Genomic DNA, 14,950 nt, shown 5'->3' on the forward strand with positions numbered 1-14,950 from the left:
GTGTTCGGCCACGTCGCCGAGCACGACCTCGGGGCGGCCGCCTACGCGATCAAGGCGACCGTGGCGGCGGCACCCGACGACGGGGGCGAGCAGGCCCGCCGGGTGGAGGCTGCGTGGCAGCGCGAGCGTCTCCCTCACGCGGTCCGCGAGCTGGTCCTCGAAGACATGGCAGGGCGCAACGACATCTGCTGGTCGGTCTTCGACGTGGACGGTCACTGACGACGCGACACCCGTGCGTGGCGCTACGCGTGACGTGCAGGAGGGCCAGCGGTACCTTGGTGGACGAAGGGATGTGATCCAGATTACATTCGAGATCCACGACCTGGGCTCCGACGTCGAGACTCGTCTCAGCGAGGTGGCCCGCAGCCACGGACGCACGATGGAGGCCGAGGCCGCCGGCATCCTCACCGCCATCACCCAGGGTCGAGCGCACGACCCCGAGGCCGTCATGAACCTCTACACGGCCGCGCGGCGCAAGGTGTCCAAGGAGGCGCTGGCGCCGCCGACGCAGGTCGACTTCACGCCTGACGGCTACTGATCCGGCCGGTGCGCTCCGTCGACGACCTCGTCGCCGCAGCGGCCGCCGCCGACGTCACGGGCTGGGGATTCGCTTGGCTCGACGGGCGGACGACCGAGGAGCGCCCACCATCGAGTTATGTCAGATTGATCGAGGCTGCGCTGGCTGATGCCGGCGCCGCACTGGACATCGACACCGGCGGGGGAGAGGTGGTCGACGAGGCCGCTGACCTCCCTTCGCGCATGGTCGTCACCGAGGCCTGGCCACCCAACGCGGTCCGGCACGTGCCCGTCTGGGGCCGCGTGGTGCCGAGGTCGTCGGCGCCCTGTCCGACGCCTGCCCTTCGAGGATCGATCCTTCGACCTGGTGACCTCGCGGCACCCTGCGTCTGGTGGGTCCCGGACTTGACGGTCGAGCGCCACGAGGCCACGTTGCATTCGACCCGGCACCTCGTCCGTGCCCACCCGGGACGCTTCTGACATAACGTCTGGCACGTTCTCGCGGTCACGCTCCAAGGGGGAGGCTCGCCGGTCACACCGGGTAGTCGCCCTTGATGACGAAGTAGCTGCCGCGGATCGTCCCGGCGAGCTTCGACTTCTGGCGGGCGAACTTGAAGGCGGACAGCTCCTCGGGGACCTCCATGCCGTCGGACAGCTTGAAGCCGACGGCACGCTTGCCGCCGTCCTCGAGGGTCCACAGCACGTTGATCGCGAGGCCGGACTCGTAGAAGACGTGCGTCCAGTGGATGCCGTCCACCTCGACGACGGTGGCCTGCAGCGGCCGAGCGGCGATGACGATGCCGCGCTCGTCCTCGAGGATGCGAGAGACCCGGTCGATGACCTCGGGCACGTCGGCCGCATCGTCGACGGCGAAGGTGTGGTCGTACTTGTTCTTGAAGTAGCGCGCCTCGTTGGCACGCAGCCCGGCGAGGGCGTCGGCGACCGGCGAGCTCTCGAGGCCCTCGGTGGACACGTGCGTGAAGTCGACGACTTGGCTCATGAGGCTCCTTGCGTGGTGTGCCGGTGAAGGAAATCTACGCCTGAGAACCGCTCACGACACCGGAGACGACATAACGCCGATAATCCACATTATGTCAGTTCAGTCATGACCGGACGTCGAACCCTGCCCCCCACGCCCGTCGGCACCCAGCTCGTGCCGGATGCGCCGCAGGTCCTCCATGAGCGAGCCGACGAGCACCCATCGCATGCCCTGCGGTGCGCTCGTGTCGAGCGGCTCGGTCAGCGCGGGCGCCGTGTCCTCGAGCGCGTCCGCCGACGTGGTCGGCACGGCCAGCCGCAGCTTCATCCGGGTGTCGTGCGCGGCGCGCTCCAGCTCCTCGGAGATGCCGGCGACCAGCGGCTCCTGCCGGACGCCCTCGTCGTAGTGGTCGACGTAGGCCCGGGTCATCCCCCGCACCTGCGTGCCGACCTTGGCGAGCATGTCGAGCGTGTCGCGCAGCGCCGCGAGCTCACCGCGGTAGCGCGCTGCGCGCGGGTTGAGCAGCAGCGAGTCCTCGGCCGCGTCGATGGCCTCCGTCGCCTCGTCACGAAGGGGGTGCAGCCGCCGGGCGTCATGGAGCAGCAGCAGGCGGCCGGGTCGGGTCTTGCGGGAGACGAGCGCATCGGCCAGGCGTTCGAGGGCTTCTGCCGTCTCCTCCCCCAGCAGGTCGAGCGCCGTACGAGCCGGCGCCAGCGCGACCGGCGGGACGAGCATCAGGTGCACGACGATGCCGATGACGGCACCGATCATCGTCTCGACGATGCGGATCGTGGCGTAGTCCGGCGTCGACGCGCCGAGGGTGAGGACGAGCAGTGCGCTGATCGCGATCTGGATGCCCGACCCGGTCGTCAGCCGCAGCGCCCACGACAGCACGAGTGCCGCGCTCACGGCCAGCATCACGACCCATGACGCCGTGCCGAGCACGACACCCATGCCGGTCGCCAGCAGGACCCCGGCCACCACGCCGACGCTGCGCTCGACCCCCTTCGTCAGGGACTGGTTGAGACTCGGCTGGACGACGAGCATCGCGGCGATCGCCCCGAAGACCGGCGGCGGACCGTCCGGGATCACGAGGTCGCAGACGATCCACGCGACGATCGTCGCCAGGGCGGTCTTGGCGACGTGCAGGAGTGGGTCGCGTGCGGAGGCGCGCACGGCCGCGGTCAGGCGCATGGCCTCACCGTAGGCCGTCGGCGCTCGTCATCCGCGCTTGGTCACGAGCTCGACGAGCGTGCCGTCGGGGTCCAGAACCACGGCATTGCGGTTGTCGTTGCCCGTGTCGTGGGGCTCCGTGTGACCGACGACCCCGTGGGACTCGAGATCGCGGTAGGTCGCGTCCACGTCATCCACCCAGAAGACGAGGCTCATCGCGGGGCTGCCGACCTGCGGATCGAGGCCATGGACGCGGCGCGCGGCCTCGGCGCTGCTGATCGCCACGACGAAGCCCCCTGCGGAGAGCTCCGCGTGCTCGGGCACGCCGTCGGTGGGCGTCCGGAAGGTCTCCGTGAGCCCCAGCCGCCCGCCGTAGAACTCCAGCGCCCGGAGCACGTCGTGGGTGAAGACGTTGACGAGGCCCGAGGTGATCACGAGCCCACGCTATCCCCGGGCATCGCCCTCGCTCCCCTGCGCGACGACGGAGAACTCGTTGCCGTCCGGGTCCGCCAGGACCACCTCGCCCGGCTCGAGCTCGAGATCCAGCCTTCGGGCACCTAGGACGACGAGCCGGTCGACCTCGTCCGCCTGGGTCGACCCGGGCGCCGGCACGAGGTCGAGTCGGAGCTTCTCGAGTCCGTCCTTGGCCGCGACGGGCGGGCCGCCCCAGGCGATCTTCGTGCCACCCGACGGGGACTGGACGGCGGTCTCCTCCCCTTCGTCCCAGACGAGCGGCCACGCCAGGGACTCGCTCCAGAAGAGGCCGACCGCGCGCGTGCCGTCGCACGACAGTGCCCCGATGCGGGCGGTGTCGGCGAGGAAGCCGTTGCCCGCCTCGATGACGCAGAACTCGTTGCCCTCGGGGTCGGCGAGCACGACGTGCCCCTCCTCCGGGAGCTGCCCGACATCGATGTGCGAGGCACCGAGGTCGAGAGCCAGCGCGACGGTCGAGTCCTGCTCTGCCGCAGTGGCGCTCGTCAGGTCGAAGTGAGCCCGGCCAAGCCCTTGTCGCACGTCGTCACGTCGGCAGAAGCGGATCGCGACGTCGCTCGGGCCCGCCGGGAGCAGCTCGGTGCCGGACTCCCCCACGTCCCTGCCGAGGACCCGCGCCCAGAAGGCGGCCAGCGCGGCCGGGTCACGCACGTCGAAGGACAAGGACCTCAGCTCGCAGCTCATCCACCGACGCTAGGGCGGGCGGTCGGGTGCCGCAACGGACTTTCCACCCCTAGTCGAGCCCGGCGAGTCCCCCGGGGTCGATCTCGAGGTCGTGCAGCACCATGCGCGACCGGATGGCGACGACGCCGTGGTCGGCGCGCAACCGGTCGACGATCGACTCGAACTCCTCCGCGTCCCGGCAGGCCAGGCGCAGCTCGTAGTCGTAGTCGCCGGTCAGGCGCGACCCGGCGACGATCTGCGGGATGGCCGCGAGGCTGGCGGCAAACTCCCTGCGGACCGTGGACTCGCGCAGCCGCACCTCGCTGACCATCGTCAGCGGCCGACCCAGGGCAGCCGCATCGAGCTCGGCGCGGTAGCCACGGATGACGCCGGACGCGCGCAGGTGGCGCACCCGCTCCGCGACCGAGCTCGCCGACAGGCGCACCTCCCGAGAGAGCTCCTGATAGGTGGCGCGGCCGTCGCGCACGAGATGGCCGAGGATCTGGCGGTCGAGGCGATCGAGTGGACTCACCGTGACATCATCGACCATTCCAGGCCCTAGCCGCGATCATCACGGTCAGATCCGCGCGCCAGGGCCACAACCCGCGCCATCCACGGTCGCCGTCCGACAAGGGTGGTGCCACGTGGAAACCATCGCGCTCCGTCTGCTCCTCCCGCCCCTCGTCATCGCCGTCGCGAGCCTCGCGCAAGGCCGTCTCGGTGATCGCCTCGGGGGCCTCGTCGTCGGACTCCCCCTCACCTCCGGCACCTTCCTGGGCCTGCTCCACCTGTCGCACGGCCCCGAGGCACTCACCCACGGCGCCCTGGGCATGCTCGGTGGCCAGGTCGCGGTCGTCGCCATGTGCGTCACCTATGCGACCGCGGCCCCACGCCACTCCCCCGCCGTCGCCCTCGCCATGACCGTCGTCGCCTGGGTCGTCGGCGTCGCCCTGGTGCGGACGTTCCCGCAGGGAGTCCTCGTGACGGCCGCACTCCACGTGCTCGTGGCCCTGGCGGCGCTGGCCCGGTGGCCCCGTGCCGAGCCGGTCACGATGGCCGGCCCGGGCGGAGTGCACGGCACGATCTCGTCGTCCGCGTCGCGATCGGCTCCGCTCTCGTCATCGCGCTGACCGCGACCGTCGAGACCCTGGGCTCGGGCCTCGCCGGGGCGCTGGCGGCCGCCCCGCTCGTTGCGCTCGTGCTCTCCCCGTCCACCCACGGGCGACGCGGAGCGCGTGCCGTGCAGGACCTCCTCAGCGGGGTGGTCCGTGGTTCGCTCGGAGCGGCCGCCTTCGGTCTCGTCGCGGCCTGCAGCGCGCACCACCTCGGCGGTCTGGCGCTCGTCGCAGCCACGACGGCATGCCTCGCCGTGGTCGGGATCGTCGGGCGCCTCGATAGCCTGCGGCCATGAGCCAGGCCATCGAGTCCGTCGCCGTCGTCGGGGCAGGTGCCATGGGCGCCATGTACGCCGCGCACTTCGTCGAAGGGGGTCTGGGCACCTCCCTGGTCGCCTCGGGTGAGCGGGCCGGACGCCTGCGCACCGAAGGTCTGAGCGTCAACGGCGCCCCGCTGCAGGCGTCCGTCCTCGATCCCGGCAGTGACGCTCCGCAGCCGGTCGACCTCGTGGTCGTGGCGGTCAAGCACCACGACCTGGCGGCTGCGATGGACGACGTCACCCCCTTCGTCGGGCCGCAGACCACACTCGTCTCCGTGCTCAACGGCTTGGACAGCGAGGAGGTCCTCGCCGGGCGGTTCGGCGCGGAGAGCGTGCTGCTGTGCATCGCCCTCGGCATGGCGGCAGGCCGCGAAGGGCGTGAGGTCACCTACCTCTCCCCCGGCCAGCTGACCCTCGGCACGGCGCCCGGCCTGGCGTCGACCGATCGTGTCCACGCCGTCACCGACGCGCTCGACCGTGCCGGCCTGCGGTGGGAGACACCGGCGGACATGCGCCACGAGATGTGGTGGAAGTTCATGGTCAACACCTGCATCAACCAGGCCTCTGCCGTGCTGCGCCGGCCCTACGCGGACTTCACGGTCGAGGGTCCGGCCCGCTCGCTCATGCTCGCCCTGCGTGACGAGGTCATCGCCGTCTCCGGGCCCGAGGGCGTGCCGCTCGGCGAGGCCGACTGCGAGCGGTGGGACCAGGTCCTCGCCGGCCTGCCCGGCGAGGGGCGCACGTCGATGCTCCAGGACGTGCTCGCCGGCCGCCCCACCGAGGTGGCCCTCTTCGCCGATCGCGTGGTCGAGATCGGCAGGCGGCACGGGGTGCCCACGCCGCACAACCAGACGATCTCCTGGATCCTCGCCTGACCACGAACCGAGACACCTTTGGGTGATCGAACTCCTTCTTATTTGGTAGGACTAATCCGCAGTCGACCGAAGGAGCCATCGTGACCAGCCCCGACGCCGTGAGCTTCGCCTACTGGGTCCCCAACGTGTCCGGCGGCCTCGTCGTCTCCGACATCGAGCAGCGCACCGACCACTCCCCCGCCTACAACATCGACACGGCGCGCACGGCCGAGCAGGTCGGCTACGACTACGCCCTGACGCAGGTGCGCTACCTCGCCTCCTACGGCGCCGACGCCCAGCAGGAGTCGGTGGCCTTCTCCCTCGCCCTCCTCGGGGCCACCGAGCGGCTCAAGGTCATCGCCGCCGTCCACCCCGGTCAGTGGCCGCCGCACATCCTCGCGAAGCTGGCCGCGACGGCGCAGTCCACCTCCGGCAACCGGTTGGCGCTCAACATCGTCTCCGGGTGTTCAAGAAGGAGGACACCGACCTCGGCCTGGCCTGGCTCGACCACGAGGAGCGCTACCGCCGCGCCGAGGAGTTCATCGAGGTCCTGCGCGGCCTGTGGGACGAGGAGGAGTTCACCTACCGCGGCGACTTCTACCGCACCCGCGACGTCACCTTCCGTCCGGCGCCCGACACCAACCCGGAGATCTTCCAGGGCGGCAACTCCACGTCGGCGCAGGCCATGGCCGGGCGTCTGTCCGACTGGTACTTCATGAACGGCAAGACGCTCGAGGGTGCCGCCGAGCAGGTGCAGGCCGTCCGCGAGCAGTCGGCCCTCCACGGCCGCCGGGTCCGCTTCGGCATCAACGGTTTCGCCGTCGTGCGCGACAGCGAGGCCGAGGCCGTCGCGGTCGTCGACGAGATCATCGCCAAGGCGAACACCGACAAGGTCAACGACTTCGGCGAGGCGGTCAAGCAGGCAGGAGCGTCCACCGCGGACAAGATGGGGATGTGGGCCGACAGCGAGTTCAAGGACCTCGTGCAGTACAACGACGGCTTCCGCACCGGGCTCATCGGGACGCCCGAGCAGGTGGCCGAGCGGATCGTCGAGTACAAGAAGGTCGGGATCGACCTCGTCCTCACGGGATTCCTCCACGTGCGCGAGGAGGTCGAGCGCTTCGGCCGTGAGGTCATCCCGCTCGTGCGTGAGCTCGAGCGGGACCTGCCGGAGCAGCAGCACAGCCAGCGCCTCGTGGCGGCCGGTGGCGGGGCGGGGCGCACTGTCGGGTGAGACCCTGACGTCATGAGCGAGCTGCGCGTGCCCTCGGGGCCCGGGATCCCCGGCGGGCTCGTCGTGCCTGCCGGCGAGCTCACCGAGCAGTTCAGCCGGGCCAGCGGACCCGGCGGCCAGGGGGTCAACACGACCGACTCCCGCGTGCAGCTCTCCCTCGACCTCGCCACGACGACCTCGCTCACCGACCGTCAGCGGGAGCGGTTGCTGGCCCGCCTGGCGCCCCGGCTCGTGGGCACGACCCTCACCGTCGACGCGTCGGAGCACCGAGCCCAGAGACGCAACCGCAGCGCCGCACGTGAGCGGATGGCCGCGCTGCTGCGCGAGGCACTGGCGCCCCCTCCCCCTTCGCGTCGGGCCACGAAACCCACCCGCGGGTCGCAGCGCCGCCGGCTCGCCGCGAAGTCCCGACGGGGCGAGATCAAGCGGGCCCGCTCACGCCCGTCCGGCGACGACTGACGACACGCTGCGTCCACCCTCCGTTTGACACGGCGCCTCGTGCGTTGTGTCGTGGATCACGGGACGCACGCGCCGCACCGGCGGCGCACCCGGGCCGGAAGGACGCCGATGTCCGTCGACACAGCCAACCCCGAAGGGTCGTCCGAGCTCAACGCCGACTCCGCGCTGAAGCAAGGTGTCAGCGGCCGCCTCCTCTACTTCTACGTGCTCGGTGACGTCCTCGGGTCCGGCATCTACGTCCTCATCGGCCTCGTCGCCGGAGCGGTCGGCGGCGCCTTCTGGGCCGCCTTCGCCGTCGGTGTCACGGTCGCGACGATCACCGGGCTCGCCTATGCAGAGCTGGTGACGAAGTACCCGCAGGCGGCGGGGGCCGCCCTCTACGTCAACAAGGCCTTCAAGAACAAGACCCTGACCTTCTTCATCACCTTCTGCATGCTGTCGGCGAGCTATGCGGCGGCGGGCTCCCTCGCGACCGGTTTCGCCCAGTACTTCGGCGAGGTGTGGGAGGCGGCACCGGCGCTCGTCGTCGCCCTGGCCTTCATCGTCGCCCTGGCGATCATCAACTTCATCGGGATCACCGAGTCGGTCGTGGCCAACATGCTCATGACCTTCGTCGAGGTCACCGGCCTGGTCATCGTGCTCGTCATCGGCGTGGTCGCGGCCGTCCAGGGCAAGGTCGAGCTCGGCCGGATCGCCGAGTTCTCGACCGACAGCAACCCCGCCCTCGGCCTGCTCGCGGGCGTCGCGCTGGCCTTCTTCGCCATGACCGGCTTCGAGAATGCCGCCAACCTCGCCGAGGAGACGCGCAACCCGCGCCGCGACTTCCCGCGGGCGCTCATCGGTGGCATGGCGACGGCCGGCGTCCTCTACGTCCTCATCGCGGTCACCGCGGCCGTCACGGTCCCCATCCAGCAGCTGGCTGAGTCGGATGCCGCGCTGCTCGAGGTCGTCAAGACCGGGATCCTGCCGATCTCGGTCGCCGTGCTGACGATCATCTTCGCGATCATCGCCATGGTGGCCATCACCAACACCTGCCTGGTCTGCCTCGTCACCGAGTCGCGGATCCTCTACGGCATGGCACGCGAGGACGTCGTGCCCGCCCCCTTCGCCAAGGTCAGCAGCCGTCAGGTGCCATGGCTGGCGATCCTCTTCTCCGTCCTCGTCATCGCCGCGCTGCTCGTCTCCGGCGCCGACCTGGCCCAGCTGGCCAATGTCACGGTGGTCTTCACCCTGCTGATCTACGCGCTCGTCATCGTCTCCGCCGTCAAGCTCGACCGCCACGACCGCACCGACGAGACCTTCAGAGCGCCCCGGGCACTCCTCGCGATCGGTGTCGTGGCCAACTTCCTCATCCTCGGCTACGTCATCTACGACGACCCCGGGTCGCTCCTCTACTGCGCCGCGCTGCTGGGCGTCGGCGTCGTCCTCTTCATCGCCGAGCGGCTGCTCGGCGGCGGCACCCCGACCACCGATCTGGAGAGCTGACATGCACGTGCTCATCGCCACCGACGGCTCCCGCCAGTCCCTGCGGGCCGCCCGGCACCTCAAGTCCTTCGCGGACCCCACCAAGGTCGAGAGCATCCTCGTCCTGGCCGTCACCCGGCCCCTGGCGAGTGTGTCCTTCGTCGACGAGATCTCGGCCGACGCCAAGGCCCCCAAGCAGCTCACCGGGAGCTCCTTCAAGGCCGAGGCAGAGGCTGCGGTCGCGGTCATCGCCGCGGAGTTCGACGACTGGTCCGAGACGACCACGGTGCGCACCGGGTGCGCAGCGGCACCCCGTCGACCGAGATCATCCGGGCGGCCAAGGTGTCGGGCATCGAGCTGATCGTCGTCGCGAGCGGCAGCCGAGGTCTGACGGACAAGGTCCTCATCGGCAGCACCGCCCAGCGGGTGCAGAGCACTGCGCCGTGCCCGGTGCTCGTCGTGCGCCGATCCCCCGGACCCGGCGCCAAGAAGTCCTGACGTCTCGCCGGCCCGGCGACGGCCGGGCGGCGCGTCGACGCTCAGGCGCGAAGGTCGTGACGGAGCACCGAGGCGCTGGTCGGGGCCTTGCCGCCCAGCAGGCCCGTGACGCGCCCCGGAGCCGTTGCGCACGTTCATGTCCGGGCCGAAGGAGTGCTCGCCGCCCGGGTTGGTGTAGAAGAACTTCAGGGTGCTGCTCAGCGAGCGAGAGGTCCCCGAGCGGGACGTGAGACGGCCGGTGAAGGACCCGGAGCGGCCGGTGCTCGAGACCCAGGCGGTCGTCGCGTCGGTGTTGCGCATCGGCGTCGTCGCGACGAGCGTGCAGGCGGCCGGCACCGGGCCGGCCGGAGGCACGACGGCACCACCCGTGCAGGAGAAGGACTCGACGTTGACGAAGTTCTGCTGGTTCTTGCCGAAGGTGCTCGTGTTACCGCGCTTCATCAGCACGGAGACCCGGTGGGTGTCGCCGGGGAAGCCGGCGAAGGTGGTGTCGTAGACGCCCACGTAGGTAATGGTCGACAGCTGCGGCGGGGTGCTCGTGGTGGCCGCGGAGACGGCCCCACCGGCGGCGACCGCGGCGGCGGCGACGGCGGACGAGATGGCGATGGTGCGGCGGGACAGGTGCATTCGTGAACTCCTGACAGAGGTGTGGGTGTGGCGGATCCCGGCCCCCGTTGACACTCCCCTGGGCCCGTCGTCCGGGGGAAGTATGTCCCCCTTCGCGTGCGAGCGCCAGAGGGTAGCGTCGCCGACATGGACGACCCTCGCTCGACGACCCGCATCGCCGTTCTCATCGACTGCGACAACGTCTCCGCCATGCACATCTCCGCCGTGCTCGAGGAGCTCGCGAAGTACGGCACCCCGACCGTCAAGCGGGCCTACGGAGACTGGACGACGACCCAGCTCGGCGGCTGGAAGCCGGAGCTGCACCGCAATGCCATCCAGCCGGTCCAGCAGTTCGCCTACACCGTCGGCAAGAACTCCACCGACAGCGCGCTGATCATCGATGCGATGGACCTGCTCTGGCAGGGCAACGTCGAGGCCTTCGCGCTCGTCTCCTCCGACTCCGACTTCACGCGGTTGGCGACCCGGCTGCGCGAGTCGGGCAAGCGGGTCTACGGGCTGGGTCTGCGCAAGACCCCGGAGTCGCTGCGGCGTGCGGTCGACCAGTTCGTCTTCCTCGAGCTGCTCCAGGAGCAGGCCCGCGACGACGAGCCGCCCCAGGACGAAGGGGGTGCCCCCTCCCCTGCCGAGGCCGAGCCGGAGACGACGATCAACCTCCAGTCCGCACTCACCAAGGCGATCAACGCGACCTCCGACGACGACGGCTGGAGCACGCTGGGCACCGTGGGGCAGCACCTGAGCCGGGCGCACGCCGACTTCGACCCGCGCACCTTCGGCCACCAGAAGCTGTCGACCCTCGTCGACGAGCAGCCCTACCTCGAGACCCGGACGGCGGGCCCTCAGCTGCAGGTGCGGCTGCGCCGGCGAAAGGCCACGGCGAAGGTGAAGGCGAGCTCGAAGACCGACTGAGGGCACCCCCTTCGCCCGGCGCTGCGTCCACGGGGACGTGTACGTCGACGACCGGCGGCCCTATGATTGCTCGGTCTGTCCCTTCCCAGGAGAACCCATGCGAGCTCGTCCCCGCCACGGCGGTGCGACCAGCGCGGTCGTCGCGCTGTGTCTGACCACCGGTCTGGCCGCGTCGTCGGCGTCGGCGGAGCCCGTCGACCCCACCCCCACGACGAGCGCCCCCTCCAGCCCGAGCACCGCCTGGTCCGTCGACGAGGAGGGTCTGCCCGTCGGCGACGGCAACGACACCCCGCTCTCCTCGAGCGACCTCGAGGAGCAGATCGCCGAGGCCGACCGGCTGACGGCCGACCTCGTCAAGGACAACAAGGACATCGCGGCGGCCGTGAAGTCGCTCAAGTCGTACTCGACGAAGGCCAACAAGCTGCTGCAGAAGAAGGCGGAGGCACGCGACGAGTACGACTCCGCGAAGGCGGAGGCCGACACCGCTCAGCGCGAGCTCGACAAGTACCGCAACCGGCTGGCGAAGGGACGCGCCGACCTGCGCAGCTGGGCTTTCGACACCTACACCCAGGCCGGCGGCTACAGCGACACGATGACGATGATCGGGACGCTCACCGACAGCTCGAAGACCAAGGGCGAGTCCGCGGGCGACCTGAGCTATCTGACCGACGAGCGGATCCGCACCGTCGACCTCGTCCGCAAGGACACGGTGACCAAGTCCTCGCTGACGAAGAAGAAGAACTCGGCCCTCAAGAAGGCCGCCAGCGCCAAGCGTCGTGCCGACCGGGCCAAGCAGCGTGCCGACGAGGTGCTCAAGGAGCGCAAGGACGAGCTCGCCGAGCTTCGCCGCAAGCACGCCGCAGAGCTCAAGGAGGCCGGCCCGGTCGTCAACGCCCTGATCAGCCGGCCCGACGGGCGGGCGCAGGGGGCGAGCGACCGGCTCACCTCGGCGCTGAAGAAGGTCGGCCAGGACGTCAGCCAGTTCGAGGGCCTCAAGCCCTGCTCCACCAATGTCGGCACCTATCCGAACGGCCAGGTCCCGCCGAGCGCGCTCTGCCCGCTCATCGGGGCGCCGGGCGAGTCCCTGCGACCCGCTGCCGCGGCGGCCTTCAACACGATGAGCAAGGCCTACCAGCGCGACACCGGGCACCTGCTCTGCGTCACCGACTCCTACCGCTCCTACGCCGACCAGGTCGTCACCAAGCAGCAGCGCGGCGGCTGGGCGGCGGCGCCCGGCACGAGCAACCACGGCCTGGGCAAGGCCCTCGACCTGTGCGGTGGCGTCAACAGCTTCGGTCATCCTGCCCACGCGTGGATGCAGCAGAATGCGCCGCTCTACGGCTGGTTCCACCCGTCGTGGGCCGCGGCCGGCGGTGCGCTGCCGGAGCCGTGGCACTGGGAGTACGCCGGCTGACCTGCCCCGGCGGGCCTGCCCCGTCGATCACCCCGCCTGGGGACCGACCTGCTGCTGCGGGGTCTTGACCGGGATGAGCACCGCGAGCCCGGCGACGAGGACGAGCGCGATGCCGAGGATGCCCCAGTACTGGGTGTTGGACTCCCCCGTGATCCGTGCGCCGATCCAGATGAAGAGCGCGAAGGCGGCCGGCGAGAGGAACGACACGACGCGTCCGGTCGTCGCGTAGAGGCCGAAGATCTCACCCGCCTGCCCCTCGGGGATGACCCGGGCGAGGAAGCTGCGGGAGGCGGCCTGGGCCGGTCCGACGAAGGCGGTCATCGCCAGCCCCAGGGTCCAGAAGACCATCGGGCCACCGTCGTGCAGGACGAAGACGCCGGCGCCCAGCAGCACGAGCGCGACGAGCGAGATGAGGATGACCCGCTTGGGCCCGAGCACGTCGTCGAGCAGGCCGAAGAGCATCGTGCTGATGCCGGCGATGATGTTGGCCGCGGCGCCGAAGATGATGACCTCGCCGGCCGACATCTCGAAGGTGCCCGCGGCGAGGACGGCGCCGAAGGCGAAGACGCCGGCGAGCCCGTCGCGGAAGAGCGCCGAGGCCCCGAGGAAGTAGACCGTGTGCCGGGAGTGACCCCACAGGCGACGAAGGGAGGCCCCGACGAGCTTGTAGGAGTCGACGACCCCGACGCGAGGAGCCTTCTCCCGCGGGCGATCCCGCAGCACGAGGAAGGTCGGGATGGTGAAGAGCAGGGTCCACAGGCCGCAGACGACCATCGAGACCCGGATGTCCATCCCGTCGTCGCCGGTGACGCCGAAGAGGCCCACGTCGGGCTGGATGAAGACGAAGTAGAGCAGGAGCAATACGAGGATGCCGCCGAGGTAGCCCATCCCCCAGCCGAAGCCGGAGACCCGGCCGACATTGTGCGGGGAGGCGACCTGCTCGATGGACGCGTTGTAGTTGACGCTCGCGACCTCGGAGACGATCGAGCCGATGCCCAGCAGGACGAGGCCGAGCACGAGGAAGCCCGGCTCGGGCTTGACGAGGAAGAGCGCGGCCGACAGGGCCGCCAGCAACCAGGTCTGCAGGCGCAGGTTGCGCACGCCCCTGCCGGACCGGTCGGAGTTCTGCCCCAGCACGGGCGCCAGCAGCGCCACGAGCAGGCCGGAGATGGCGGTCGAGATGGCCAGCGCCGTCGAGGTGGTGTTGGTGGCGCCGAAGCTCTCGCTCGTCAGGTAGACGGAGAAGACGAAGGTCGTGATGACGGTGTTGAAGGGCTGGGTCCCCCAGTCCCACATGGCCCACCCGAGGATCCGGCCCTTGCCGCCCTGGGGCTCGGATCGCAGGGCGGTCGTCGGCTCGCTCGTCGGTGGGATCACGTCGGTCACGTGGTGAGGCTAGCGGGCGGAGCGGGCTCGATGTGCGCGACACGGTGGGACTCCGCTATCCTGTGGGGTCGCCCCAAGTCGTGCCACGAGCACACCGCCAGATCGGGCCCCATTCGGAAGGCCCACCACGGGTCACGGCGCCGCAATGATGCGTGCAGCCGGAACAGATGACGCACCACGAGCGTTGTCATGTGACGAGGGGCCCGCGCGGCAGGGGCGCGGACATCGCGAGAGACACCAGGAGACTTGCAACATGGCAGAGCGCACGCTGCGCGGAACGCGCATGGTCAGCTTCAGCATGGAGACGACGGACAACGTCGTCCCCAGTGACCGTCAGATCACGACCTACGTCTGTGACGACGGGCACCGCACGGAGCTGCCCTTCTCCGTCGAGGCCGACATCCCCGGCACCTGGGAGTGCCGCTGCGGCAAGCTCGGCAAGCTCCTCGACGGCCCGGAGCCCGAGCTCAAGCCCGCCAAGCACGTCCGCACCCACTGGGACATGCTGCTCGAGCGTCGCTCCATCCCCGAGCTCGAGGAGCTGCTCGAGGAGCGCCTCGAGCTGCTGCGCGCCTCCCGTGGCGAGAAGCCGCGCAAGCGCAGCGCCTGACCTCGGCGCCCCAGCACGACGAAGGGGGTGGCCCACCGATCACCGGTGGGCCACCCCCCTTCGTCATGTCCATCGCCCCGTGGTTGAGGTGCAAGGAGCCCTGCGACGAAGCCTCGAAACCGTCTCGACGGGTCAGTCGTCGACGATCTCGCCCTCGACGACCTCTCCCCCGCCGTCGCGCCCCTCACGTCGCGGCGAGCGGCGCACCCGGGCCTCGCCGGGCGCGACCGGCAGGCCGGC

At 70.5% G+C, this 14,950-nt stretch carries 20 protein-coding genes and 1 pseudogene; 15 read left to right on the plus strand and 6 right to left on the minus strand.

The features are described 5' to 3' along the window. The 3 genes from AC2W7J_RS07855 to AC2W7J_RS07865 form a co-directional block, all read left to right on the plus strand. Positions 1-219: putative immunity protein (locus AC2W7J_RS07855; protein ID WP_485981994.1), on the plus strand; the 219-nt coding region annotated here is incomplete at its 5' end. A 73-nt stretch (positions 220-292) separates the two neighbouring features. Further along, positions 293-538, plus strand: a complete 246-nt coding sequence (locus AC2W7J_RS07860) for a hypothetical protein (protein ID WP_485981995.1) — start codon at positions 293-295, stop codon at positions 536-538. Positions 539-546: 8 nt separating this feature from the next. Beyond that, entirely contained in the window at positions 547-996 is a 450-nt protein-coding gene (locus tag AC2W7J_RS07865; RefSeq protein WP_485981996.1) for a hypothetical protein, read from the plus strand. A gap of 52 nt (positions 997-1,048) precedes the next feature. Here the strand turns inward: AC2W7J_RS07865 and AC2W7J_RS07870 are convergent, their stop codons facing one another. The 5 genes from AC2W7J_RS07870 to AC2W7J_RS07890 all read right to left on the minus strand — a co-directional run bounded on the left by AC2W7J_RS07870 (position 1,049) and on the right by AC2W7J_RS07890 (position 4,355). Continuing rightward, entirely contained in the window at positions 1,049-1,516 is a 468-nt protein-coding gene (locus AC2W7J_RS07870; RefSeq protein WP_421008282.1) for a phage tail protein, read from the minus strand. A 99-nt stretch (positions 1,517-1,615) separates the two neighbouring features. Next, positions 1,616-2,689 carry an FUSC family protein gene (locus AC2W7J_RS07875; RefSeq protein ID WP_255183404.1) on the minus strand — a complete coding sequence of 358 codons (1,074 nt, stop codon included), beginning with the start codon at positions 2,687-2,689 and terminating at the stop codon, positions 1,616-1,618. Between the two features lie 27 nt (positions 2,690-2,716). Continuing rightward, positions 2,717-3,103: a VOC family protein gene (locus AC2W7J_RS07880; RefSeq protein ID WP_485981997.1), complete on the minus strand. Its 387-nt coding sequence runs from the start codon at positions 3,101-3,103 to the stop codon at positions 2,717-2,719. 9 nt (positions 3,104-3,112) lie between these two features. Beyond that, complete coding sequence (locus tag AC2W7J_RS07885; RefSeq protein ID WP_485981998.1) at positions 3,113-3,844, minus strand: VOC family protein; 732 nt, start codon at positions 3,842-3,844, stop codon at positions 3,113-3,115. Between the two features lie 49 nt (positions 3,845-3,893). Continuing rightward, on the minus strand, positions 3,894-4,355 hold the full coding sequence (locus AC2W7J_RS07890) for an Lrp/AsnC family transcriptional regulator (RefSeq protein ID WP_427802388.1): 462 nt from the start codon (positions 4,353-4,355) through the stop codon (positions 3,894-3,896). A gap of 112 nt (positions 4,356-4,467) precedes the next feature. Here AC2W7J_RS07890 and AC2W7J_RS07895 point away from each other — a divergent pair, with 112 nt between their 5' ends. From AC2W7J_RS07895 to AC2W7J_RS07945, 11 genes and pseudogenes are all read left to right on the plus strand, one after another. Further along, on the plus strand, positions 4,468-4,953 hold the full coding sequence (locus AC2W7J_RS07895) for a hypothetical protein (protein WP_485981999.1): 486 nt from the start codon (positions 4,468-4,470) through the stop codon (positions 4,951-4,953). A 277-nt stretch (positions 4,954-5,230) separates the two neighbouring features. Then, complete coding sequence (locus tag AC2W7J_RS07900; RefSeq protein WP_485982000.1) at positions 5,231-6,133, plus strand: ketopantoate reductase family protein; 903 nt, start codon at positions 5,231-5,233, stop codon at positions 6,131-6,133. Between the two features lie 125 nt (positions 6,134-6,258). After that, positions 6,259-6,522, plus strand: a pseudogene (locus AC2W7J_RS07905) (LLM class flavin-dependent oxidoreductase); the annotation flags it as partial. Between the two features lie 53 nt (positions 6,523-6,575). Then, positions 6,576-7,346, plus strand: a complete 771-nt coding sequence (locus tag AC2W7J_RS07910; RefSeq protein ID WP_485982001.1) for an LLM class flavin-dependent oxidoreductase — start codon at positions 6,576-6,578, stop codon at positions 7,344-7,346. A gap of 12 nt (positions 7,347-7,358) precedes the next feature. After that, a complete protein-coding gene (gene arfB, locus AC2W7J_RS07915; RefSeq protein ID WP_485982002.1) occupies positions 7,359-7,805 on the plus strand; it encodes an alternative ribosome rescue aminoacyl-tRNA hydrolase ArfB in 447 nt (148 codons plus the stop codon). 108 nt (positions 7,806-7,913) lie between these two features. Next, positions 7,914-9,290, plus strand: a complete 1,377-nt coding sequence (locus tag AC2W7J_RS07920; protein WP_255183412.1) for an APC family permease — start codon at positions 7,914-7,916, stop codon at positions 9,288-9,290. A gap of 1 nt (position 9,291) precedes the next feature. Continuing rightward, the gene (locus tag AC2W7J_RS07925) at positions 9,292-9,630 is read left to right on the plus strand and encodes a hypothetical protein (protein WP_485982003.1); all 339 of its coding nucleotides are present in this window, start codon (positions 9,292-9,294) and stop codon (positions 9,628-9,630) included. Further along, positions 9,612-9,767, plus strand: coding sequence for a universal stress protein (locus tag AC2W7J_RS07930; protein ID WP_485982004.1), 156 nt, complete (start codon positions 9,612-9,614; stop codon positions 9,765-9,767). The genes AC2W7J_RS07925 and AC2W7J_RS07930 overlap by 19 nt, the downstream gene beginning before the upstream one ends. Before the next feature lie 259 nt (positions 9,768-10,026). Further along, complete coding sequence (locus AC2W7J_RS07935; protein ID WP_485982005.1) at positions 10,027-10,263, plus strand: hypothetical protein; 237 nt, start codon at positions 10,027-10,029, stop codon at positions 10,261-10,263. A 257-nt stretch (positions 10,264-10,520) separates the two neighbouring features. Beyond that, positions 10,521-11,300, plus strand: coding sequence for an NYN domain-containing protein (locus AC2W7J_RS07940; protein WP_485982006.1), 780 nt, complete (start codon positions 10,521-10,523; stop codon positions 11,298-11,300). A 97-nt stretch (positions 11,301-11,397) separates the two neighbouring features. Further along, positions 11,398-12,714 (plus strand): D-alanyl-D-alanine carboxypeptidase family protein, encoded by a 1,317-nt coding sequence (locus AC2W7J_RS07945; RefSeq protein ID WP_485982007.1) that lies wholly within the window; start codon positions 11,398-11,400, stop codon positions 12,712-12,714. A 27-nt stretch (positions 12,715-12,741) separates the two neighbouring features. Here AC2W7J_RS07945 and AC2W7J_RS07950 read toward each other — a convergent pair whose 3' ends face one another. After that, the gene (locus AC2W7J_RS07950) at positions 12,742-14,100 is read right to left on the minus strand and encodes an MFS transporter (RefSeq protein ID WP_485982008.1); all 1,359 of its coding nucleotides are present in this window, start codon (positions 14,098-14,100) and stop codon (positions 12,742-12,744) included. Positions 14,101-14,353: 253 nt separating this feature from the next. On the opposite strand from AC2W7J_RS07950, the gene AC2W7J_RS07955 reads away from it, so the two are divergent. After that, positions 14,354-14,710 (plus strand): RNA polymerase-binding protein RbpA, encoded by a 357-nt coding sequence (locus tag AC2W7J_RS07955; RefSeq protein ID WP_084452036.1) that lies wholly within the window; start codon positions 14,354-14,356, stop codon positions 14,708-14,710. The last annotated feature ends 240 nt before the right edge of the window (positions 14,711-14,950 follow it).

The organism is Janibacter sp. CFPM2_SD2, assembly GCF_057364645.1.